Genomic DNA, 21,687 nt, shown 5'->3' on the forward strand with positions numbered 1-21,687 from the left:
CGACGGCCTCCTTGACGGTTCCCATGAGGGAGCCCATGCCCATGAAGACGAAGTCGGCATCGTCAACGTAGCCCTTCTCAATCATCTCGCTGTAGTCCCTGCCGAAGCGCTCGCCGAACTCCTTACCGACGTCCTTGATGACCTTCTTCGCATCTTCCATCGCCTTCGCGAGCTTGTAGCGGAACTCGTAGTAGTCATTGGGAGTTGCAAGTGCACCGACCGAGATTGCCTGGCTGAAGTCGGCCAGGTCGTAGAGGGGCTTCCTCGGCGGGAGGAACTCGTCAACGAGCTCCTGCGGAATCATCTCGACGACGTCGTAGGTGTGGCTCAGTATGAAGGCGCTCTCGATGACCATTATCGGGACGTTGACGGTCTCGGCTACCTTGAAGGCCATCAGAACGCCGTCATAAACCTCCTGGTTGTTCTCAGCGTAAAACTGCATCCAACCCGTGTCTCTCTGAGCCAGGCTGTCTGTCTGGTCGTCCCAGACGCTCCACGGGGGAGCCATAGCACGGTTAACGTCCACCATAACTATCGGCAGTCTCGCACCGCTCGCCCAGTGAAGCATCTCGTGCATAAGAGCGAGACCCTGAGCGGCGGTCGCGGTAAAGGCTCTCGCCCCAGCGGCGGAAGCACCTATGGTCGCGGCCATGGCCGAGTGCTCGCTCTCGACGGGGACGTACTGAATATCGGCCTCCCCGTTCGCTATGAACTCGGCTATCTTCTCGATGATGCTCGTCTGAGGGGTGATTGGGTAAGCGGCGACGACCTGAACGCGCGCGTGCTTCACCGCGTAAGCAGCCGCGTAGTTTCCGCTCACAACCTTCCTAATAGGCTTGTACTCGGCCATATCACTTCTCCTCCTTCTCCATCGTTATGGCGTTGGTCGGGCACTCGTTCGCGCAGATTCCACAACCCTTACAGTAGTCGTAGTCTATGCCAACGTAGCCGTCCTCACGGATGTAGATTGCAGGCTCGGGGCAGAACTTCCAGCAGATGTAGCACTTGACGCACTTGTCGTCGTCCACAACAGGAATGAAAGTTCTCCAGTCGCCGGTGAAGTTGCTGAGGGTAGTCCCGAGAGTTATAGGCGCCTCGGGGTACTGCTCAACGCTCGTGAAGACGAGTTTCTCAGCCTGAGCTTTCTTTTCTCCAAACAAGGTGTTCAACTTTACCACCACCCGCCTCGGTTAAGGAAGGGAAGAGAAGATTAGAGCTCGTAGACAACGGTCTTGTTGAAGGCCTCTTCGGCAGCCTTGGCGTTCTTCTCGCCGAGGGTTCCTGAGAAGGTCTCCTTAATGGCCTCCTGGACGTACTTGAGCTCGACGACGCCAGTGGCTTTGGCAACGGCACCGAGGATTGCAGTGTTGGTAATCGGAAGGCCGAGTATGTCGAGGGCGATGGTGGTGGCGTCAACGAGGGCCAGCTTGGCCGGCTTCTTCTTGAGCTTCTCAAGAACCTCCTCCTTGCTCTTCTCAGTGTTGACGATGACGGTTCCACCGTCCTTGAGACCGGCGGTGACGTCAACGGTCTCGAGAAGGCTCGGGTCGAGGACAACGACGATGTCGGGCTCGTAAATCTGGGTCTTAATCCTTATCGGCTTGTCATCAATTCTGGTGAAGGCGGTAACCGGTGCTCCACGCCTCTCAACACCGAAGAAGGGGAACGCCTGGACGTACTTTCCCTGCTTGAAGGCAGCTGAGGCTAAAATGTTTGCGGCCGTAACGGCACCCTGTCCACCCCTACCGTGAAAACGTATCTCAATCATCTTCCCTGCCTCCTGTGGGTTTTTCACCCTCAGTTAGTCCGAAAGGTTTATTTAGGTTTCGGTATCGAGTTAAGGAACCCTAAACGGGATTTTTTGGGTAAAGGTGAACTTTCAGTTCCTCCGATGGTTTTTTTCGCTCATCGTTTCCCGAAAACTTTTTTAATTAACTATATAGACTATATAGCCAGTGATGGGCAATGGATGGACTAGCGGTGGCAATAACTGCGGTTGCATTTTACATAGCCTGGAATATAGGCTCAAACGATTCGGCGAACGCCATGGGGACGGCGGTCGGGTCGGGAATACTGAGCTTCCGCCAGGCGACGCTCACGATAGCGATATTCGTCCTCCTGGGAGCGTACCTGAAGGGCTACAAGGTTATGAAGACCGTGGGAGAAGGCATAGTCCCCAAGGGTTCCCTCACGATGGAGATGGCGCTCATAGCACTACTTTCAGCGGGAATATGGGTGACAATAGCAACGGTTAAAGGCCTGCCAGTCTCAACCACCCAGGCGATAGTCGGTGGAGTCATAGGTGTTGGCCTGGCGATGAACGTCCCCGTCAACTTTTTCACCTTGGGTAAAATAGCTGCCGCGTGGGTCGTCTCACCGGTACTCTCAGGAATCCTCGCGATGGTTCTCTACAAGTTCTACTCCAAAGTGATTTCTGGAATAAAGAGCGTCTCGACGATTGAGGCCCTCTACAAGGCCCTTGCGATTTTGGGCGGTTCCTACATGGCATTCAACTTTGGAACCAACGAGGTCGCGAACGCCTCGGGCCCGATAGTTGGCGCTGGCTTCATGGAGCCCAAAACCGCTGGAATCCTCGTCGCGATAAGTCTCGCAGTTGGTTCCTTAACCTTCAGCTACGCCGTCATGCACACCGTCGGCAGGAAGATTACCGCCCTCGGCCCGATTTCAGCCTTCGCAGCCCAGTTCGGCTCGGCCATAGCGGTGAGCCTGGCCAACTTCTTCGGCCTTCCGGTGAGTTCAAGCCAGTCAATAGTAGGTGGCGTCGTCGGAGTTGGGCTTCTCGTTGGTGAGGGGGTTGACAGGAAGGTTGTCGTTGACATACTCTTCGGCTGGGTGGCAACGCCGCTAACGGCGATAGGGATATCTTTCGCGCTAGTTAAGCTCTTCAGCTTCGCCGGCATGCTTTAGCCTCTCTATCCTTACCCCCATTCTCGTGAGCTCCTTCAGCATGCCCGTCTGAACGTAGGCCCTAATCCTCGTTACGTCGCCGTACTCAACCGACAGAACCTCACCAACCGAGCTCAGGAAGGCCATCACCGCCGGAACCCTTGAGGGGTCTTCAACCACTATCTCAAAGGCCCCGTACTTGGGAAGCTTGAGGAGAACCCGTTCGAGGAGCGAGTATAGCTCATCAAGCTGTCTCTCCTTGGCCGAAACTTTCGCCACCCCTTCAATCGAGACCCCGAGGTTCTCGCTCAGCTCAGTCAAAAGCCTCGCCTTCTCCTCGGCATCTTCCCTCTCAATCAGGTCGACCTTGTTGAGGACAACGACCAGGGGCTTGTCGAGGGCCTTGAGCTCGCGGAGAACGTTTACCGACGCCCGGAACTTCCTCGCTATCTCGCGCCAAGGCTCGCTCGAATCGAGGACGAGGAGAACTATGTCGGCCTTGACAATCTCCTCCAGCGTCGAGTGGAAGGCTTCAACTATGAATGGGGGAAGGCCATCTATGAAGCCGACGGTATCAGTGATTAGAACCCTCTTGCTCCCGAGCTTGAAGCGCCTCGTCGTCGTGTCGAGGGTCGTAAACATCTGATTCCTCGCATCGACACTCTCTCCGGCCAAGGCGTTGAGGAGCGTTGACTTTCCTGCGTTCGTGTAGCCAGCTAAGGAGACGAGGATAAAGCCGACCTCCTCGCGCTTCTTCCTCCTGACCTCGCGCTCGGCCTTGACCCTCTCAAGTTCCTTCCTTATCTTGCCCATTCTGTACCTTATGTGCTTGAGGTACTGTTGTGTCTGATACTCACCCATTCCCTTGAAACCGGCCCTGTCGCCGAGCTTTATCCGCCGTATGGCTTCCTTCACGAGCGGGACCTCGTACTGGAGGCTCGCAAGCTCAACCTGAAGTTTGGCCTCCTTTGAGTGGGCCCGCTTTTCGAAAATCTCAAGGACGAGCTGCCAGCGGTCGATGACCTCAACGCGAAGCTCTTTCCAGAGGTTGTAGGCCTGAGAAGGCGTTAAGCGGTTCGCAAAAACCACCTTGTCGGGTTTGAGCTCTTTGACGAGCTCCTTGAGCTCCTCCAGCTTTCCCTTTCCAATGTTGTAGCGCGGGTGTTCCTCCCTGTTCTGCTCGAGAACGGCCAGAACTTCATAACCAGCGCTCCTCAAGAGCTCCTCGAACTCCTCCCTGCTGAGCCTCTCCCTTCGCGAGTACCTTATGACACCTACTGCCCTCATCGTCCACCCATCGGAGGGACCCTTAATAACCTTTGGGCTAAGCTTAAATTCTAACGCACCGTAATACTGTTGGGGAAGACTATGCTGGGTTTGACGCTTCTCGCCGTGCTAAAGGGTGGCGATATCATAGTTGACAAGGAGGGCCTTAGAAAAGATTTGCTCGCCTGGCGCATCAAAGAAGTTCGCGCATTGGCAGAGGAGTACGACAAGGTCTTCAAGGTTTTGCTCGAACTGCTAAACGACGAGAACCCCCACGTGCGCGCCAACGTGGTTCAAGTGCTTATAGACATGCTCTCAGAGGGGAAGCTTGAGGGCGAGAGAAAGAAGCTCGCGCTGGACGCGGTCCTTGAGCTCGTGAAGGACGATGATGAGCGGGTGGCGCTGAAGGCGCTGGAGTTCATAAACGCACTCCTCGAAACCGGTGAGCTCACCGATAAGGAGTACGAAAAGGTCACCGAAGCCCTGAAGGACGTGGTAAAGTCCGGAATGCCTGTCCTCGGCGAGTACGCGGCGGAGGGACTTGGGAAGCTCGGCGCAAAGGTCGCGAAGATAGCATACAAGATTATCCACTGGCTGTTCTCGCTCATAGGGTCGAGCAAGAAGAGGGAAGTTCAGGGCGCGGCGATAACAGCCCTTACTGAGATGGCGATGAAGACAGACGACAGAAAGGTCCTGAACGAAGTTTTCGACGGAATAGCCGATTTACTTGCCCACCCCGACCCATACGTCGTTGAGAGAGCGCTGTACTCCATCGAGAGGATGCTCTCCCGTGAGAGGGAGATAAGCACGAGGAACAAGCTGAAGGCAATAACGAGGATAAAGGAGCTTAAGGGAGACGTCAAGCTCGGCGTCAAGGCGTCGCAGGTCCTTGAGAAGCTCGAAAAAAGCGCGGTAACGAGCGAAGAACTCGTGAGCGAAATCGAAGCCAAGAAAAAGCTTGAAATAGCCCAATACAGCATAGACGACATCGAGAGGCTCTTGGATGCCGGAAAAACGGAGATAGTGGCGGAGATGGCGAAGCTCGACCCAGAGGTCATGGACAGGGTTCTCGGCATGCTGGAGAGCGACGACTACAGCAGGAGAATGGACGCGCTCTGGATTGTGGCGAGGGTGGCGAGTCACCTGACACCGAGCGACGCCTACAGGATTCTCCCGGTCCTCGGAGACTTCCTGAAGAGCAAGAACCCATGGGCAAGGGAAACCGCCGCGAGGGTTTTAGCGGACATCTACGCCCTCTACCCAGGAACGTCCAAGTTCTTCAGCAGTTTACTAGATACGCTCCTCAAGTCTGGTAAGGAGAGGGACGTTGAAGGTGCCCTTGAGCTCGTGGCTCGCCTAACCGATAGGATACCATCGAGGGAAATGCTTTCCGGTATGCTCAAGCTCGTTCTAAAACTGCTCGACGACGACAGAACCAGGGGAGTCACGCTCCGCGTTCTCGCGAGGGAAGCCCAGAAGCTCCTTGACCTCGACACCGAAGACCTCTTCGCGCTGGAGGACAAGCTGAAGGAAATCTACGGAAAGGACGGGGGCAAGTACGACCAGATAATAGCCGGGCTAATAGACGTTATAGACGACATCCTGAAGATGCGCAGGCAGGGGATAGTTCCAACGAGTGGTTGAGAACGTTTCGTTCAGGAAAGCCTTAAGATTCTTTTTCCCCAACTTATCACGGTGGTTTCGATGGAAAACGGGGATGTGGAAGTTAAGCTTAAGGAGATTGAGGAGCTCCTCGACAGGCTCGGAAAGGAGCACCCGAAGGAGATTGCCGCCTTCTCAAGGTTCCTCCGCGAGACCCTCGATACCAAGGCCCTTACAACGAGGGAAAAGGAGCTCATAGCGCTCGCCCTCGGAATAGCCGCAGGCTGTGAATGGTGCATCTACCTCCACACCCAGAAGGCTTTAGATGCTGGAGCGAAGCCGGAGGAACTCATAGAGGCCGGTCTGGTTGCCGTGCTGATGGCAGGAGGCCCGGCGTTAATGCACCTCATACCGCTCATGAAGGCAATAGAGAAGTTCAAGAAGGAGTAATCACTCCCCGCTCAGCTTGAGGATTGCCTCCGCTATGTCCCCTTTCGTTTCTTTCAACGCTTTAAGCGCGGTTTCCCGGTCAACGCCGGCCTGCTCCATGACGAGCTCGATGTCCTCTTCGGGAATCTCAATTACCTCCCTTACCTCCTCGCTCCCGGGGACAATCTGGTAGGTCTTCTCGCCCTGGACGACCATAACCGTGACAACGGGGTTCTTGAGGACTATTTCCTTGCCCTCAAGCTTAAGAACGACCTCATTAACGCCTTCTAACTCTTCCATCTTTATGCCGAGCTGGCGCATGAGCTTCTTCATCTGTCTCGGGTTCATTCCCATCATCCTGACCACCTAAAGGGAATTCCTACGCGATTTTAAAAAGGTTGGCAAAGTTTTTAGTCCCCTCGACGAATCCCGGGTGGTGGTGTAGATGGCCTCATTTCCCAGGAGCGTTCCCACGGACTCACAGCTCCTGTTGGGCATCTTAGGCTTGGCTCTTCTGCTGTTCCTTAACTGGATGTTCTTCAACTGGATGGAACACTATGCGGAGAAAAAAGAGAAGGAAATCGAAGGGGAGCTGAAGGAGCTCGAGGACACTGGGGACGTGTTTTAGTCCTCTTTAAAGGCCAGCTTCAGGAGCGGTGGTGTAACGAGGGTACCAAAAGAGTAAGGAAAGTCAACCCCTTTAATTCTCAGGGAATTGTGAGGTCTCCTCGTTGGCCTTAAGGATTCTCTGCCTGTACTCCTCGTACTTCCTCCGCGCCTCTTCGGCCTTCTCCTTCTCGCCGAGGTACTCGTAGGCCTCAGCCACGTGCTTCCACCACATCGGGTCATTTTCAGCTTCCTTGAGGCAGTACTCGAGGAACTTCTGGTAGGCCTCTCTCGCGAGCTCTTCCCTTCCGAGCTTCCTCGCTATGTTGCCGACGTCCTCCCAGAAGACGCCCTCCTCCTGGGCCTCCTTGGTGTAGTACTCAAGGGCCTTCTCCCAGGCTTCCCTGGCCTTCTCCTCGTTTCCGAGCTCCTCGTAGAGCTTCGCCACGTCCTCCCAGAACCAGGGCTCCTCCTCGGCGTACTTTTCAAGCGCCTTGGCGGCCCTCTCCATGTTTCCAGCTTTCTTCCAGTACTCATGGGCCTCCTTCAGGTAGTAGGTGTCATTCTCCTTCTCGTAGAGCTGTTCATAGAGCTCAGCGGCCTTCTCGTACTTTCCAGCTTTCTCGTAGGCCCACGCCGCGCTCTCAAGCCAGCCGAGCTTCAGGTACATCTCAGCCGCCTTCTCATAGTTTCCAGCTTTCTCGTACTTTCTTGCCGCCTGCTTGTAGCGTCCCATCCTCTCAAGCTTTTCAGCCGAGCGGAAGCGGTCCGCTATGCTCAAATCGGGCTCGCTTATGTACCATATTCCGAAGGCCAGCAGGAGGACGAAGAACGCTATGATTCCCCCGACGATTTCGAGCTTCTGCCAGGTGAGCACGAGGTAGGAGCCGTAGCCCGCTATCGCGGTGAGGACTGCCAGAATGGCCCCGTACTTCCAGCTCTCGGCGTAGAGTGTCAGCGCCGTAAAGAAGAGCAGCGCGAGCGTGAAACCGACGAAGCCTATCGCGAGGACAACCTGCACCAGCTTCCAGAAGCCCCAGTTGTAAACTATGAAACCGGCCACCGCAAGGAGGACAACGAGGAAGCCGATTATATAGGCTTTCAGCTTGTCCATTCCTTCACCCCCTCAAGTTCGAGCAGGAACTTCTTTTCTTCAATCCCAAGGTTATAGTGGCCTATGCCGTCATTCGCCACAACCCTGTGGCAGGGGACGATTATTGGATACGGATTCCTCTTCATCGCCCCGCCGACCGCTCTCGGCGACGTTTCAAGGGCCTTTGCAAGGCTACCGTAGGTTATAACAGCCCCTCTTTTAACGTTTTTCGTGAGCCATTCGTAAACGCGCCTCTCAAAGGGTGTTACACCCTCGAAGGAGAGCTCGGAAAGGGCTTTCTCGTTGTCGAGCTCCCCAACCATAACGCGATAAACGAGCTCGGTGTAGTTGCTCGGCTGGACGTCGAGGGAAACGGCAACGTTTCTCCTCCGCAGGAATTCGGCGAGGTTTCTGATTCTCTCCAAAAGCTCGCCCCTCGTGAAGGCGAAGCTTACACCCTGAATCCTCCCGTGAAAGATTACCCCAATCCAGACGTCTCTCCCGTTGACCCTAAACCTCTCCACCGCGAGCATTCAGCATTCCTCCAGCCTCTTAACGGCCCTTCTCAGCGGGCCCATGAGGGTGTGAACCTCCCGACCATAGAGGAAGGCCTTACCGACTGCCTTCCGGAAGACCTTAACGAAAACCTCTCGCCTCTCCTCGTCCTTGGGGTAGTTGAGAGCGTTTAAAAGCTCGGCCCACACCCTAACGAGCGCCTCCTTTTCATCTCTCGTCGCAGGTTTTAGGGCTTCGACAGAGGGTTCGGGTTTAGCCTTCGAGAGCTCATAGAGTATAACCGCAACCGCCTGAGCTAAATTCATGACGGGATAATCCTCGCTCGTCGGAATCGTGACGATTATGTCGAGCCTCTCAAGCTCCTCGTTCTTAAGCCCTATGCTCTCTCTGCCGAAGAACAGACCGACCTCACCGGTGTAGCCTTTCAGGGTTTCCCTCAGCTCCCAGGGGTAGAGCGGTGTGCGGTAGGGTATGAACCTCCTCCCGGGCTTTCCGGTGGTTCCAACGGTCAAATCGAATAGCTTCAAAGCTTCATCAAAGGTGTCCACGATGGTTGCGTTCTTGAGAACATCCCTTGCGTGGACCGCGTAGCTGTAACTCTCCGCCGTCAGGTTCGGGTTCACGAGGACTAATCTGGAGAAGCCGAAGTTCTTCATCGTCCGCGCCACCATGCCTATGTTCGCCGGCCCCTCAGGTTCGACGAGAACGACCGAGAGCATCGGTATGCATTTAAGGAGGACTCTTTAAACGCTTGCGGTGGGAGCATGGAGGGGATTCCTTACCTATACCTTCCGCTCATCGTTCCGGCGGTAAAGAAAAAGGCCAGACCCTTCTCGGCCGGCGCAGTTCTCGCCTTTGCGCTGACTTACCCGCTCGGGGAAGAAGAGAGGTACGCGCTAATAGCGCTCTCGGCCCTCCTCCTGGCACTCGGTTATCCCTACGAGAATCAGCCGGTAAAGTTCTGGGAGCGCTTCGTCAACGCGGTAATCGGGGGGACGGGTCTTGCCATAGCGCTTGGCCTCTACAACCTCGGGGGCACCAGGGCGGTTCTCGGGGTTGCCATTCCATTCCTCCTCCTAAGGAACAGGGTTCTCTCTTCCTTCGGACTCCTCCCGGCGTCGGCGCTCTACCTAATCGGAGCTTATCAGGTTCCCGAGAGGGTTAAGCTGGCCCTCTTCGCGCTGGTTTACGTTTACTCGCTCAACCACCTGAGAAAACTCCTGAGGTGAGAGGATGAGGATTTACGTGCTCGGAGCTGGAAGCATAGGCTCCCTCTTAGGCGCGCTCCTGGCGAGGGCCGGAAACGACGTCCTGCTCATAGGACGAGAGGAGCAGGTTAAGGCGGTAAACGAGAAAGGACTGAAGGTTATCGGAATAGAGGAGTTCGAGGTAAAGGCCAAGGCTTCCCCCCACGCTCCGGACGAGCCACCTGAGCTTCTCCTCCTGACCACGAAGTCCTACTCAACGAAGACCGCCTTAGAGTGCGCGAGGAACTGCATAGGGCCGGAAACGTGGGTTCTGAGCGTCCAGAACGGCCTCGGAAACGAGGAGCTGGCGCTGAAGGTTACACCCAACGTCATCGGGGGGATAACCACCAATGGCGCGATGCTCGTGGAGTGGGGTGTCGTCAAGTGGACGGGGAAGGGGATAACCGTCATCGGGAAGTATCCAACGGGAAAAGCTGAGTTCGTCGAGGAAGTCGCGAGGGCCTTCAACGAGGCAGGAATAGAGACGAAGGTCACGGAGAACGCGGTCGGCTGGAAGTGGGCGAAGGCGATAGTAAATTCCGTCATAAACGGACTTGGAACGGTCTTAGAAGTCAAGAACGGGGCCCTGCGTGACATCCCAGAGCTGGAGGGAATCTCGATAGAGATAGCGCGGGAAGGGTGTATGGTTGCTCAGCAGCTTGGCATAGAGTTCGAGGTTCACCCCCTCGAACTGCTCTGGGACACGATAGAGAGAACGCGGGAGAACTACAACTCGACGCTCCAGGACATAATGCGCGGAAGAAGGACGGAGGTGGACTACATTCACGGCAAAATCGTTGAATATGCCAACTCCGTTGGTTTGGAAGCCCCAAGGAACGAACTCCTGTGGGCACTCATCAAGGCGAAGGAAAACCTAAATAGGGGTTCAACCCATCTTTAGACGGGGTGTGAAAATGCCACTCTTTGGGGGTAAGGAAAGCAACGTTTTTGACGCCATAGACAGGCACCTCAACGTCGTTTACGAAACCGTTAAGGCCTTTGAAAGGCTCATCGAGGCGTACCTGAACGGAGATTTTGATGGCGCGAAGGAGCTTGAGGAAGAGGTAACAAGACTTGAGAGCGAGGCCGACAAGCTGAGAAGGAGCATCGAGCTCATGCTCTACGAGGGAGCCTTTCTGCCCGCCAGCAGGGGGGACTACGTAAGGCTGAGCGAGCTCATAGACCAGGTGGCGGACGCGGCCGAGAGCGCGGCCCACACTCTGATTCTCGCCAAGCCGAGGGTCCCCGAGGAGCTCAAAGACGAGATAATGACCCTCGTGAGGGAGGCGGTAAAAACCTACGAGAAGCTCATGGAGGCAGTAAAGGCCCTCAACGAGGACGTTGACAGGGCTTTGGAGCTCGCAAAGGAGACAGAAGACCTCGAGGAGAACGCTGACAAGGTCGAGTACAAGCTCAAGGCGATGGTGTTTGAGAGCGAGACGATAACAACTTACGCAAAGCTAATATGGAACCAGGCAATCACGAAGGTCGGCGACATAGCCGACCGCGCGGAAGACGCTTCAGACCAAGTAATGCTGATGGCAATAAAACGGAGGGGGTGAAAGCATGAAGGTTCTCGTTGCGGCGCCACTGCACGAGAAAGCTTTGGAGGTTTTGAGGGAAGCAGGTTTTGAGGTTCTTTACGAGGAGTACCCGGACGAGGAGAGATTAGTAGAGCTTGTCCGTGATGTTGACGCGATTATCGTCAGGAGCAAGCCAAAGGTGACGAGAAAGGTCATCGAAAACGCTCCCAAGCTCAAGGTCATCGGAAGGGCAGGCGTCGGCCTGGACAACATAGACCTTGAGGCCGCGAAGGAGAGGGGCATTAAGGTCGTCAACAGCCCTGGGGCAAGCTCAAGGAGCGTTGCGGAGCTCGTCTTCGGCCTGCTCTTTGCAGTTGCCAGAAAGGTGGCCTTCGCCGACAGGAAGATGAGGGAAGGCGTCTGGGCCAAGAAGCAGTGCATGGGAATCGAGCTCGAGGGCAAGACGATAGGTATAATCGGCTTCGGAAGGATAGGCTACGAAGTGGCGAAGATAGCGAACGCCTTTGGAATGAACGTCCTCCTCTACGACCCCAAGCCAAACGAGGAGCGCGCTAAAGAGGTCGATGGAAAGTTCGTCGAGCTTGAGGAGCTCCTCAGGGAGAGCGACGTCGTAACGCTCCACGTCCCGCTCATTGATGCCACCTACCACCTCATAAACGAGGAGCGCCTTAAGCTCATGAAGAAGACCGCGATACTCATAAACGCCGCCCGCGGGGCCGTCGTTGACACCAACGCCCTCGTCAAGGCACTTCAGGAGGGCTGGATTTACGGAGCGGGCCTCGACGTCTTCGAGGAGGAGCCGCTCCCCGCTGACCACCCACTAACTAAGCTCGACAACGTGGTCCTAACGCCCCACATCGGAGCATCCACCGAGGAGGCCCAGATGCGCGCTGGAGTCCAGGTCGCGGAGCAGATAGTCGAGATTCTGAAGGGCTGAGGCCCTTTCCCTTCTTACTTCCCAATTCTGGCGCCCGCTGAAGCAGGTTCGATGCCCTGGAGCAGAAGCTACCAGTATAGTGTAACAGTCTGGGCGAAATGTTTACCAGTATGGTGGTAGAGTTTTGGCTGAAAGTTTACCAGCATAGTGGTGAACTTTGGGGAGTTCTTATGGCATTCTCACGTCAATATTTTTAACTCCCACGTCCGGCCTTAAACAGGTGAGTGCCTATTGATAGAGGCAATCGTCGAGGCGATAAGGCTCGCGGTGACAAGGATTCCAGATGACGTCGTTTCCGCTCTAAGAGAGGCTTACGAGCGTGAGGAAAACGGGGTGGCGCGTTTCAACCTCGGGAACATCCTGAGGGCGATAGAGATTGGCAGAACCGAGTCCATACCCGTCTGTCAGGACACGGGGACGCTTATGTTCTTCGTGAAGGCGGGCTTAAGGAGTCCGTTTCTGGGGGAAATCGAGAGGGCAATCGTGGAAGCCACGAGGCTCGCGACTGAAAAAGTCCCGCTTCGGCCCAACGCTGTCGATGTTCTCACGGGAAAGAACTTGGGCGACAACACGGGCAGAGGCGTTCCGATAATCCACTGGGAGCTTGTTGGAGGCAATGAAATCGAGATGGCAGTTCTGCCCAAGGGAGGTGGAAGCGAGAACTGCTCCGCCTTGGCAATGCTCACCCCAGGCGAGGGCTGGGAGGGCGTTAAGCGCTTCGTGGTCGAGAAGGTTAAGGCCTGCGGTGGAAAACCCTGTCCACCGGTTGTCCTGGGCATAGGCGTCGGCGGTGGCGCCGATTACTCCCTCCTGCTGGCGAAGAAGGCCCTCCTCAGGCGGGTCGGCGAGAGGAACCCTGATGAAAGGATTGCAGAAATCGAGGGGGAGCTTCTGGAGGAAGTAAACGCCCTCGGAATAGGTCCAATGGGGATGGGCGGGAAAACGACCGCTCTGGACGTGAAGATAGAGGTCGCCCACAGGCATCCTGCGAGCTTCCCCGTTGGTCTAATAGTCCAGTGCTGGGCCAACAGGCGGGCCTTCGTGAGGATAAAACCCGACGGGAGGGTCGAGGTGTGGCAGTGAGGCTGAGAACCCCGCTGAGCACGGAGGATGTCCTTAGACTGAAGGCGGGGGACGTCGTTTACCTGTCGGGAGAAATCGTTACCGCGAGGGACTCGGCCCACAGGCGAATTCTGAGCCTTCCAAAGGAGAAACTGCCCTTCAACCCTGAGGGGGCCGTAATCTACCACTGCGGGCCCGTCGTGAGGAAAACCCACGGGAGCTACGAGATAGTCTCGGCAGGGCCGACGACGAGCGCGAGAATGAACCGCTACCTCGACGGGGTTCTTGACCTGGGTATCAGGGGGATAATAGGGAAGGGAGGAATGAAAGCTGAGCCGTTCAGGGGCAGAGCGGTTTACTTCGCCTTTACTGGAGGGGCCGGCTCACTCGCCGCCAAAAGCGTAAAGCGGGTCAGGGCCGTCCACTGGCTTGACCTTGGAATACCTGAGGCCCTCTGGGTCCTTGAGGTGGAGGACTTCCCCCTGCTGGTTGCAATCGACGCGCACGGGAACTCGCTCTACCGGTAGGCCTTACGCTCATCATTCATGGGGACTATGAACCTGGAGTAGAACTCCCTCCACTTCCTTAGCCTCTCCGCGACCTCCTCTGGATTAACGCGAACCCTTGCAACGCCTTCCTTCATGGCTTCCTCAGCGACAGCCTTCGCCACAGTGGGGTGAACGTCGGGATGGAAGGGTGAGGGGATTATCTCCTCCTCGCTCGGCTCTATCACGGAGGCCATGGCCTTTGAGGCTTCGATTATCATGCCGTCCGTTATCGTCCTGGCCCTAACGTCCAAAGCACCCCTGAAAATCGCTGGAAAGCCGAGTAGGTTGTTAATCTGGTTCGGGTAGTCGCTCCTCCCCGTTGCCACAATCCTCGCGCCGGCCTTTTTGGCCTCCTCCGGAAGAATCTCCGGAACGGGATTGGCGAGGGGAAAGACTATCGCGTCGTCGGCCATGTTCCTTATCCACTCGGGCTTTATAACGCCCGGTCCCGGCCTCGTGAAGGAGATGAGAACGTCAGCTCCCGTGAGCGCCTCTGCCGGGCCTCCCTCAATCCCATCGCCGTTGGTCCTCGCGAGGAGTTGGCCTCTGTAGGGGAAGAGCTCCTCAAGGGGCAAATCCGGCGTTATAATCCTCGGCTCCCCGTTCACGAGCTCGACGACGCGGACGTTTTCCGGCTTGACGCCTGCCCTGACGATTAATCTGAGCGTCGCGAAGCCGGCCGCCCCTGCCCCGAAGAGCGCGACGCTTATCTCGTCAAGTTTCTTACCAACTACCTTTAGAGCATTGATTAAGCCCGCTAAAACGACGCTCGCCGTGCCCTGCTGGTCGTCGTGGAAGACAGGAACGTCGAGTTCCTCCCTCAGCCTGTCGAGTACGTAGAAGCACTTGGGCGAGGCTATGTCTTCGAGGTTTATCCCGCCGAAGGACGGGGAGACGGCTTTAACGACATCTATGAACCTTTCAGGGTCCTTCTCTGCTAAAACGAGCGGGAACGCGTCAACGCCACCGAAGGCCTTGAAGAGCAGGGCCTTGCCCTCCATCACAGGTAAAGCTCCAAGGGGGCCTATATCCCCGAGACCCAGCACGCGGGTTCCGTCGCTGACTACTGCTATCGTGTTGCCCCTGTTGGTGTATTCGAAGGCCTTCTCGGGCTCTTCAGCTATCTCGCGCGAGACCTCGGCGACGCCTGGGGTGTAAGCTAATGGAAGAGTTTTCCTCGTTAGCGGAACCTTTGGAATGACCTCTATCTTGCCGTTGCCTATGAAGTTGCCCCGGTGAAAATCTCTCGCGTCCATTCGACCACCGGAGGGGTTGGCATGAGAAAGTTAAAATGCCTTTCGATGGGAAGAAAAATTGACAAAAAGCGGTCAGGGGCCGATTAGCTCATCACGGCTCAGTTACCTACCCTCACATCATCCCAGGCCGAGGGCGTTGCGAATCCAGAGCGGGATGAGGCCTATCTTCGGGAATACGAACTCGGCCTTGGCCTCGACAGCGTATGTCGGCACGCATCCGGCTATGTAACCGTCGGGGAGCTGAACCTCCAGCAGGCCGTCCGAAGTTGGGTACGGCGGGTCTGGAACGGGGTTGTTGTCACCCCAGGTCACGAAGCACTTCTCGGGCTTCCCGTTGATTTTAACAGTGTAAATGTAGCGAACGCGGTGAATTATCGGGTACTCATAGCCGGGACGCTTGTAAACTATCACGTCACCGACCTTTATCTGGTCGGGATTGGTAACCCCATTAAGGAGGACGACGTCCCCCCTGTAAAAGACGGGCTCCATAGAGCCACTCACCACTATAACGAGGGGCGAGTCCGTGTGAAGGGCCACCCTGAGGCCCGCTTGAATTCCGAAAACGACAACGATTGCCACCAAAAACCACGCTACTTCCTTCTTCCACTCCTCCATTTCAAGGCCTCCATATAGGTGGCGATTCTGACGGCTATCGCACCTATGGCAGTGCAGGTTTCGAGGCTGACCCTCTTTCCCGTGACGTCCATATGGTGGCGCGCCAACTTAAAGGTTTCCTTTGGGAGGCCGTGCCTTCCGAGCCCTATGAGGAGGAGAAAACGCTCGCCGTTGAGGGCCCTCTCAGCAAGTTCAAGGGGCGTGAGTTCTTTTTCCTCCGAGGGCTTTCTCGTTGTGGCAACGGGAATGCCAAACTGCGGAGGGAATCCCTTCTTCGGAAACTCAAGGAGGTGAAAGCGGTTTCCCCTGGCGAGTTCAACGAGGTATTTGCCACCCTCCCCTATCGTCGTGTGCTCGCTAACCTCCTCGGCAACGTCGAGGGGCTTTCCATCGAGAGGGAAGCCGATTAGGGCCAGATGGAAGCCGTAGGCGTACGCTATCGGGGCGGAGCGGGCTATTGCGCGCAGGTGGGCCTCGTGGAGCCTTCTGGCATCGTAGGTGTTGTAGAGGGCCAAAGTTAGCATCGGCATGGTTGTATGACGTCCGAGAAGGTTTATAAGGATTTGGAAGTTAATTAAAAGTTGCCATGACCGACCTCGAAGAGATTAGGGCTTTGGCAGAGAGGGGACAGTTCGAGGACGCGCTTGAGAGGGTGTGGGAGCTAGGTGATGAGCTCGACCAGATTGAGGCCCTCATCAACGTTGCCTTGGCTATAAGACAGAAAGGCGGCCCCGAGGACTGGATTCCCGGAATCCTCGAGGACGCTGAATACATCGCCGAGCACTCAAAAGACCCGTACACGAGGGCGGTGGGATACGGCATAATCGCCTTTGCCTTTCATGCCCTCGGATACTACAAAGAGGCTACCGAGACCTTCAACACCGCCATAGAGGAGGCCGGTAAGATAAAGGACCCACTGCTGAAGGGGGAAGCTCTGGCAACGGTAGCCTACTACGTTGCCACGACCGGCGACGCCGAAACCGCTATGGAACTCTTCGATGTTGCTTTCGACGTTATAGCCAGGGCGGAGGTAGAATACCGGGCTAAAGTTGACGGCCTTCTCAAAATAGCTGAACTCATGGAGAACGCCGGTGATGAGCTGTTCTCTAAAAACGCAATAGGCTTCTACCGGACTGCATTTGACATCTTCGACAAGCTCCACGTGAACCAGAGGGCCGGCGTCACAGAAAAGAAGCTCCAGCTCGCCGAGATAATGAGCGAGACTGGGTTGCCGGAGATAAGGCGCGCCCTGCTTGAGGGACGCTACCACTACGCTCTGGCCCTGATAAGGAGGAAGTTCAAGGGTGCGTCGAAGCTCATTGGGGAACTCGAAGCGGCCCTTTGGATGAAGCGCGTAAACGAACCGACTTACGTAGAGGTTATTGAAGAGGCACTCCGCGAGGCCGGCAACGTTGAGCTCTCACCGGCGAGCGCCCAGAGGATGGCGATGCTCCTGACCCAGCTTGGAAGCCTCAGGGACGCGCTGACCTTCGCGGGGATGATAGAAGACCCGGGAAGGAAGAGCAGCGCCCTCAGGGGAATAGCGATTGCCCTCGCCGAGAGGGAGGAGTACGACGAGGCCAAAAAGGTGGCCGAGTCAATACCCCTGCCAGAGGTCAGGGCGGAAACCTTAAGGGACGTCGAGACGATGACCCTTGGGTGAGCCCATGATTTTCGACGCACACTCGGATTTGCCCACCTTCATCTACGACGAGAGGAAGGCAGGGAAAACGCGCGTCCTCGAAGGGAACTGGCACTTCTTCAACGGCTGGGTTAGTTCTAGGGTCATGGCGATATGGACGAGGCCGGACAGGCGAAAGGACGCAACCGTTTACGGCTTCGAGGTTTTGAACGCCTTTCTCAAGGACATCGAGGAGAGCGAGCGCTTCGAGCTCGTGAGGAACGTTGAGGAGATGCGGAAAACGATAAAAGCCGGAAGGGTCGCGCTCTGGCTCGGCCTCGAAGGGGGAGAGCCAATAGGCGAGAGTTTAGAGCTCCTCGAGGTCTTTCACCGCCTAGGGCTCCGCGTTCTGACGCTCACCTGGAGCCTGAGGAACGCGATAGGCGACGGAGTCTTCGAGAGAACGAACGGAGGCCTCACCAACTTCGGCGTGGAGGTCGTTGGAAAGGCCGAGGAGCTTGGAATAGTGATAGACCTCAGCCACATAAACGAGGCAGGCTTCTGGGACGCCCTTGATGTCACATCCTTCCCGGTCATAGCATCACACTCCAACGCGAGAAAGCTCTGCGACCACCCAAGGAACCTGACCGACGAGCAGTTGAAGGCGATAGCCGAGAGGGACGGCGTTGTTGGTGCCGTCGCTATACCGGGCTTCGTGGATAAGGAGAAGCCGACACTGGAAAAGTACGTCGAGCACATAACTTACATGGCCGACCTCATAGGCTACAAACACGTAGGCCTCGGCTTCGACTTCGTCTACTACCTGAGCGGATGGAGTGGGAGGAACGTCGAGGGCTTTGAAAACGAGTCAAAGATTCCTGCGCTCATTGAAAAGCTGAGAGAAAACTTCAGCGAGAAAGAGGTGGAGGCGATAGCCTTTAAGAACTTTGAAAGGGTGTTTGAGAGAATAACCTAAGGCCTCCTGAGAAAAGAGGGTATCCCCAGATGCCCCCTGCTGTTGGAAAAGCGCACGAAGCCGAGGAACCTCGCTTCACCAGTAAGCCGGACGGAGAGCATGCCCAGAATCCTTGAGCGCTCAACGACCGAGCGAACTGACTCCGCACTGAGCTCCGCCTCAAGAACGGGAGGCCTGTAAACTCCAAGCATGACGTCAAGCTCCCTGTCCGAGGCACCCTCAGTTCTTCCTTTTCTGAAGGAGTCGAGGGCCGGGCCGAGGACGTTCCTCGCCTCCGCCTCCCGAAGGACGCGCTCCTTAAGCTCCCTCGACCAGCCACTCCAAGCCAAGTGGCCAGAATAGCCCAGAAAGTAGCCGAGCAAATAGGCCTTTCGAACAGGACTTTCCTCTGAGAGTATTTCTGCTATTGTCACGGGTTTTTTTCGAAACCTTCTCATATGAGTGGCCCCCTGACGGAGAGTCCGCGGGAACCAAACTCAACGCGGTACATCCTCGTCTCGTGGTTCGTCCTGCGCATCTTGAGAACCTGAACGGCGCGAACCATCTTGACGCCGTCGAGGTAGTAGTGGAGCATTATGACACCATCAACGAGGTAGTGCTCCTCTGTGTAGCGGTCGAGCTCGGTCAGCTCGGCAACGAGTATAGTTGTTATGCCGAGGTCTTCAATCGTCCTCAAGAAGGTTGCGAGTTCAGCTCTCTTCTCGGCGGGGTCTGTTGTGGGGAAGTCTACGGCGGTAAGCGGGTCTATGACAAGGCGCGAAATCTTCGCCTCCCTCGCTAGGTCTTTGATGCGGAACATAACGCTGCTCCACTGGGGAGGTTTGGCAGTGGAGCCCCAGAGTTCCCGTCCAAGGTCGTAGAGGATTAGGTTCCCGTGGGCGATGTGGTCTCTAACCTCCGGGTCGAAGCGCTCAAAGTCTTTGATGACCTCCTCGGGATTGTGGACGAGTGATATGTACGCAACCCTCTCGCCGTTTCTCGCACCCTCCACGAGGAACTGCATGGCAAAGGTGGTCTTACCGCTCCCGGGAGGACCTGTGACCAGGTAGGCCTTTCCAGGAACGAAGCCACCCTCGATAAGCTCGTCAAAGCCAGGGATTCCGGTGCGAACCCTCTCGCCGGCCCTCATCCTATCAGCCTCCCGCTTATTAATAAGTGAGGTAAAACTATATAAAAAGGTGTCCCATCCTGGAAGAGGGAAAGGCCATGAACGCTTACTTTTTAACTGCTCGGGACGCGAGAAGGATGCTCCTCTCACGAGGGGCGGTCAGGCTCAACCTCGACCTCAGGAAGACCAACAGGACGTGGGAGGTAACGCGGGAAGGTGATGAGTTCATCTTCCCCGACGGAACGCGAGTTTCGAGAGACGTCATCGAGAGGATAGCAAGGGACGAGGGTAGCGTTTACTTCGTTAAAGAGGGGGGAGTTTACAAGGCCGCCATCGCTGGAGAGGGCTTCTACAAGCTCGTCCCGACGATTCCGCCGACGATTGAGATAAACGGCATCAGGATGCACAGGACGAAGGGAGTAAACCCGCTCCAGGACACAAGGAACAAGGTTAACACGGTAAAACCAAAGGAAGGCGAGACGGTCTTAGATACCTGCATGGGACTCGGTTACACCGCCATAGAGGCCTCAAAGAGGGGGGCCTACGTCATAACAATCGAGAAGGATAAAAACGTCATCGAGCTCGCGAAGATAAACCCCTGGAGCCGGGAGCTCTTCACGGGCGGTAAAATACAGGTGATTCACGGCGACGCCTTTGAGGTGGTGAAGAAGTTCAACGAGGAGAGCTTCGACGTGGTAATACACGACCCCCCGCGCTTTTCTTTAGCAGGACAGCTCTACTCGGAGGAGTTCTACCGCGAGCTTTTCAGGGTTTTGAAGCCCGGCGGAAGGCTCTTCCACTACGTTGGCAACCCCGGAAAGAAATACCGCAGAAAGGACCTCCAGAAGGGTGTTATGGAGCGGTTGAGGAGGGCCGGCTTCGTCGGCGTTAAGCGCGTTGAAGAGGCGCTTGGTGTCGTCGCGAGAAAACCTGGGGAGAGAAAAGGGAAGAACTAAATCCCCCCGACCTCCTCCAGCTCCTCGAAGGCTTCTAAGTTCGTGTAGTAGTCCATGAGCTCCGAGATTTCCTTTCTGAGCTTGAAGCTCCTGACTATTGCTATCCCGAAGCCAATTATGGACGGCCATATCAGGTAGAGAAGCAACTTTGCGTCGCTTATCGGTATGGGCCTTGGCTCAGTGAAGCGATTGAAGTTCCATATCATGAAGGCTATCATGAGCCAGGCGGTGGAGAAGTTGGTGAGCCCGCTACCACTCTCACCGAGCTTGAAGCCAGGGATGACGTCCTTGGTTATCGGTGGGAGCAGGTTGCTTCCCATGAAGCCGAGCTGGTCCTCGAAGACGTGGAGCCACTGACCTATCATTGAAGCGAGTGCCAACTCCGTCGCGTGCTCGTAGCCTATCAGCTTGAAGAAGGCAAAGACGACGAGGCCTATTATAATGCCCATCGTGAGGGAGTGGCTGAAGCCGTGGTGCCAGGGCAGGAACCTGTCCTTGACGACGGTCTTGCCCCTGAACTCGGCCTTTCTGAAGGCTATCTCAGGGCCCGAGAAGGAGTCTATCCTCGTGGGCTTGGGGTAGGTCTTGATGAAGGGCACGCTGACCTTCGCTATGCCGTACTTCCTGTACTCGGGAACGTCGCCGCCTATGGCGACCCCTCCGGGCGTTACTATCGGCCCCATCTCAACCCTGACCTCCCTCCTGGGCGGGTCGAGGTGGACCCAGAAGCGCCTGTAAACGTCTCCAGGTAGGCGAATGTTGTGTATCTTGACTATCCTCTCGCCCTCGCGGTAGGCTTCCTCGATGGCCCTCGCTATGGTGTCAGCTATGCCCTGCGGGTGCGGTGCGTCGCTGACGACGAGCTTGAGCGAACCGTCCTCCTCAACGTCCACGTAGCCGAAGACGAGCATCTCCTTGCCTTCCTCGATTTTTCCGAACTCCTCCTCGAAGAACTCGTAGTCATCTCCGAAGGCCTCGACGGTTATCTTCCCTGTTCCGTCGTTGAGCGTGAAGACTATGCTGTTGTAGTTTTCGGTCACCGTCTCCTCGCTCCCGTCCTCGCGGAGCACCTTGTACGTAACCTTTCCCGAACCCCTGACGAGTATCTCTTCTACCGTTCCCTCGACGGCAAAGAACTGGTAGCGGTTCTTCTCGCTCAGCTCGCTAATTTTGACGAGCTTTGGAGCGTAGTGCTTCTTCTCGTCCCAGGGGGCAGGGTCTATCTCGTAATCCCTCCTCGCAAGGAACTTCCCGAACTTGAAGTCCACGAAGTCGGGGAAGTAAGCGGCTGCCGCCGCTATGACGGGAATGAGTATGCCGAGCCTCAAATCACCGACGAGTGCCGCGAAGAAGGTTGCGGCCGCGAGGCCCGAGATGTAGTGGGTGAACCCTCTCATC

The 21,687-nt window shown here is 56.1% G+C and carries 27 protein-coding genes; 13 read left to right on the forward strand and 14 right to left on the reverse strand.

All coding sequences use genetic code 11. From position 1 onward, the window contains the following. From porA to MVO87_RS07700, 3 genes are all read right to left on the reverse strand, one after another. Positions 1 to 850 (reverse strand): pyruvate ferredoxin oxidoreductase (gene porA / locus MVO87_RS07690; RefSeq protein WP_297552785.1); only part of this gene is annotated, 850 nt, incomplete at its 3' end. Position 851: 1 nt separating this feature from the next. Next, a complete protein-coding gene (locus MVO87_RS07695) occupies positions 852 to 1,169 on the reverse strand; it encodes a 3-methyl-2-oxobutanoate dehydrogenase subunit delta (protein ID WP_042692334.1) in 318 nt (105 codons plus the stop codon). Positions 1,170 to 1,210: 41 nt separating this feature from the next. Next, on the reverse strand, positions 1,211 to 1,768 hold the full coding sequence (locus tag MVO87_RS07700) for a pyruvate/ketoisovalerate ferredoxin oxidoreductase subunit gamma (protein ID WP_297513408.1): 558 nt from the start codon (positions 1,766 to 1,768) through the stop codon (positions 1,211 to 1,213). A gap of 197 nt (positions 1,769 to 1,965) precedes the next feature. Between MVO87_RS07700 and MVO87_RS07705 the strand changes: the two genes are divergently transcribed. After that, on the forward strand, positions 1,966 to 2,928 hold the full coding sequence (locus MVO87_RS07705) for an inorganic phosphate transporter (protein ID WP_297552786.1): 963 nt from the start codon (positions 1,966 to 1,968) through the stop codon (positions 2,926 to 2,928). On the opposite strand, the gene hflX is transcribed toward MVO87_RS07705, so the two are convergent. Then, the gene (hflX, locus tag MVO87_RS07710) at positions 2,893 to 4,194 is read right to left on the reverse strand and encodes a GTPase HflX (protein WP_297513195.1); all 1,302 of its coding nucleotides are present in this window, start codon (positions 4,192 to 4,194) and stop codon (positions 2,893 to 2,895) included. The two genes, MVO87_RS07705 and hflX, sit on opposite strands and share 36 nt — an antisense overlap. Before the next feature lie 81 nt (positions 4,195 to 4,275). Here hflX and MVO87_RS07715 point away from each other — a divergent pair, with 81 nt between their 5' ends. Continuing rightward, positions 4,276 to 5,817 (forward strand): hypothetical protein, encoded by a 1,542-nt coding sequence (locus MVO87_RS07715; protein ID WP_297552788.1) that lies wholly within the window; start codon positions 4,276 to 4,278, stop codon positions 5,815 to 5,817. Positions 5,818 to 5,877: 60 nt separating this feature from the next. Next, entirely contained in the window at positions 5,878 to 6,225 is a 348-nt protein-coding gene (locus MVO87_RS07720) for a carboxymuconolactone decarboxylase family protein (RefSeq protein WP_297513201.1), read from the forward strand. Here the strand turns inward: MVO87_RS07720 and MVO87_RS07725 are convergent, their stop codons facing one another. Next, the gene (locus MVO87_RS07725; RefSeq protein WP_297513199.1) at positions 6,226 to 6,561 is read right to left on the reverse strand and encodes a nascent polypeptide-associated complex protein; all 336 of its coding nucleotides are present in this window, start codon (positions 6,559 to 6,561) and stop codon (positions 6,226 to 6,228) included. An 88-nt stretch (positions 6,562 to 6,649) separates the two neighbouring features. On the opposite strand from MVO87_RS07725, the gene MVO87_RS07730 reads away from it, so the two are divergent. Continuing rightward, a complete protein-coding gene (locus tag MVO87_RS07730) occupies positions 6,650 to 6,832 on the forward strand; it encodes a hypothetical protein (RefSeq protein ID WP_297513191.1) in 183 nt (60 codons plus the stop codon). A gap of 72 nt (positions 6,833 to 6,904) precedes the next feature. Here MVO87_RS07730 and MVO87_RS07735 read toward each other — a convergent pair whose 3' ends face one another. Genes MVO87_RS07735 through MVO87_RS07745 form a run of 3 tightly spaced genes read right to left on the reverse strand, consistent with a single transcriptional unit; the run spans position 6,905 to position 9,138 of the window. Next, positions 6,905 to 7,924, reverse strand: a complete 1,020-nt coding sequence (locus MVO87_RS07735) for a tetratricopeptide repeat protein (protein WP_297513189.1) — start codon at positions 7,922 to 7,924, stop codon at positions 6,905 to 6,907. Continuing rightward, positions 7,912 to 8,436 carry a methylated-DNA--protein-cysteine methyltransferase gene (gene otg, locus MVO87_RS07740; RefSeq protein ID WP_297513187.1) on the reverse strand — a complete coding sequence of 175 codons (525 nt, stop codon included), beginning with the start codon at positions 8,434 to 8,436 and terminating at the stop codon, positions 7,912 to 7,914. The genes MVO87_RS07735 and otg overlap by 13 nt, the downstream gene beginning before the upstream one ends. Beyond that, entirely contained in the window at positions 8,437 to 9,138 is a 702-nt protein-coding gene (locus tag MVO87_RS07745; RefSeq protein WP_297513185.1) for an RNA methyltransferase, read from the reverse strand. Positions 9,139 to 9,183: 45 nt separating this feature from the next. Here MVO87_RS07745 and MVO87_RS07750 point away from each other — a divergent pair, with 45 nt between their 5' ends. From MVO87_RS07750 to MVO87_RS07775, 6 genes are all read left to right on the forward strand, one after another. After that, positions 9,184 to 9,648, forward strand: coding sequence for a hypothetical protein (locus MVO87_RS07750; RefSeq protein ID WP_297513184.1), 465 nt, complete (start codon positions 9,184 to 9,186; stop codon positions 9,646 to 9,648). A 4-nt stretch (positions 9,649 to 9,652) separates the two neighbouring features. Then, positions 9,653 to 10,567, forward strand: coding sequence for a 2-dehydropantoate 2-reductase (locus tag MVO87_RS07755; protein ID WP_297513182.1), 915 nt, complete (start codon positions 9,653 to 9,655; stop codon positions 10,565 to 10,567). Between the two features lie 13 nt (positions 10,568 to 10,580). Further along, a complete protein-coding gene (locus tag MVO87_RS07760) occupies positions 10,581 to 11,228 on the forward strand; it encodes a TIGR00153 family protein (RefSeq protein ID WP_297513180.1) in 648 nt (215 codons plus the stop codon). 4 nt (positions 11,229 to 11,232) lie between these two features. Next, entirely contained in the window at positions 11,233 to 12,147 is a 915-nt protein-coding gene (locus tag MVO87_RS07765) for a D-2-hydroxyacid dehydrogenase (RefSeq protein WP_297513178.1), read from the forward strand. Between the two features lie 231 nt (positions 12,148 to 12,378). Further along, positions 12,379 to 13,230: a fumarate hydratase gene (locus MVO87_RS07770; protein ID WP_297513176.1), complete on the forward strand. Its 852-nt coding sequence runs from the start codon at positions 12,379 to 12,381 to the stop codon at positions 13,228 to 13,230. Next, entirely contained in the window at positions 13,221 to 13,736 is a 516-nt protein-coding gene (locus tag MVO87_RS07775) for a FumA C-terminus/TtdB family hydratase beta subunit (protein ID WP_297513174.1), read from the forward strand. The genes MVO87_RS07770 and MVO87_RS07775 overlap by 10 nt, the downstream gene beginning before the upstream one ends. On the opposite strand, the gene MVO87_RS07780 is transcribed toward MVO87_RS07775, so the two are convergent. The 3 genes from MVO87_RS07780 to MVO87_RS07790 form a co-directional block, all read right to left on the reverse strand. Further along, positions 13,727 to 15,013 (reverse strand): NAD(P)-dependent malic enzyme, encoded by a 1,287-nt coding sequence (locus tag MVO87_RS07780; RefSeq protein WP_297552790.1) that lies wholly within the window; start codon positions 15,011 to 15,013, stop codon positions 13,727 to 13,729. The genes MVO87_RS07775 and MVO87_RS07780 overlap by 10 nt on opposite strands. A 117-nt stretch (positions 15,014 to 15,130) precedes the next feature. Then, positions 15,131 to 15,628: a signal peptidase I gene (locus MVO87_RS07785; RefSeq protein ID WP_297552792.1), complete on the reverse strand. Its 498-nt coding sequence runs from the start codon at positions 15,626 to 15,628 to the stop codon at positions 15,131 to 15,133. After that, positions 15,604 to 16,152: a DUF531 domain-containing protein gene (locus MVO87_RS07790; protein WP_297512462.1), complete on the reverse strand. Its 549-nt coding sequence runs from the start codon at positions 16,150 to 16,152 to the stop codon at positions 15,604 to 15,606. The genes MVO87_RS07785 and MVO87_RS07790 overlap by 25 nt, the downstream gene beginning before the upstream one ends. Before the next feature lie 62 nt (positions 16,153 to 16,214). Here MVO87_RS07790 and MVO87_RS07795 point away from each other — a divergent pair, with 62 nt between their 5' ends. Together MVO87_RS07795 and MVO87_RS07800 are read left to right on the forward strand one after the other, a co-directional pair. Beyond that, positions 16,215 to 17,291 (forward strand): hypothetical protein, encoded by a 1,077-nt coding sequence (locus tag MVO87_RS07795; protein WP_297512459.1) that lies wholly within the window; start codon positions 16,215 to 16,217, stop codon positions 17,289 to 17,291. Between the two features lie 4 nt (positions 17,292 to 17,295). Further along, the gene (locus MVO87_RS07800) at positions 17,296 to 18,225 is read left to right on the forward strand and encodes a dipeptidase (RefSeq protein ID WP_297512457.1); all 930 of its coding nucleotides are present in this window, start codon (positions 17,296 to 17,298) and stop codon (positions 18,223 to 18,225) included. Here the strand turns inward: MVO87_RS07800 and MVO87_RS07805 are convergent. Together MVO87_RS07805 and MVO87_RS07810 are read right to left on the reverse strand one after the other, a co-directional pair. Next, on the reverse strand, positions 18,222 to 18,638 hold the full coding sequence (locus MVO87_RS07805) for a hypothetical protein (RefSeq protein ID WP_297552794.1): 417 nt from the start codon (positions 18,636 to 18,638) through the stop codon (positions 18,222 to 18,224). The genes MVO87_RS07800 and MVO87_RS07805 overlap by 4 nt on opposite strands. Positions 18,639 to 18,658: 20 nt before the next feature. Beyond that, positions 18,659 to 19,354 carry an RAD55 family ATPase gene (locus tag MVO87_RS07810; protein WP_297512183.1) on the reverse strand — a complete coding sequence of 232 codons (696 nt, stop codon included), beginning with the start codon at positions 19,352 to 19,354 and terminating at the stop codon, positions 18,659 to 18,661. 77 nt (positions 19,355 to 19,431) lie between these two features. Here MVO87_RS07810 and MVO87_RS07815 point away from each other — a divergent pair, with 77 nt between their 5' ends. Further along, on the forward strand, positions 19,432 to 20,289 hold the full coding sequence (locus MVO87_RS07815) for a class I SAM-dependent methyltransferase (protein WP_297552796.1): 858 nt from the start codon (positions 19,432 to 19,434) through the stop codon (positions 20,287 to 20,289). Here MVO87_RS07815 and MVO87_RS07820 read toward each other — a convergent pair. Continuing rightward, positions 20,286 to 21,686: a metal-dependent hydrolase gene (locus MVO87_RS07820; protein ID WP_297512189.1), complete on the reverse strand. Its 1,401-nt coding sequence runs from the start codon at positions 21,684 to 21,686 to the stop codon at positions 20,286 to 20,288. The two genes, MVO87_RS07815 and MVO87_RS07820, sit on opposite strands and share 4 nt — an antisense overlap. Position 21,687 lies beyond the last annotated feature (1 nt).

This window comes from Thermococcus sp. (assembly GCF_027063845.1).
In the GTDB taxonomy this organism is placed as follows: Archaea; Methanobacteriota_B; Thermococci; order Thermococcales; family Thermococcaceae; genus Thermococcus.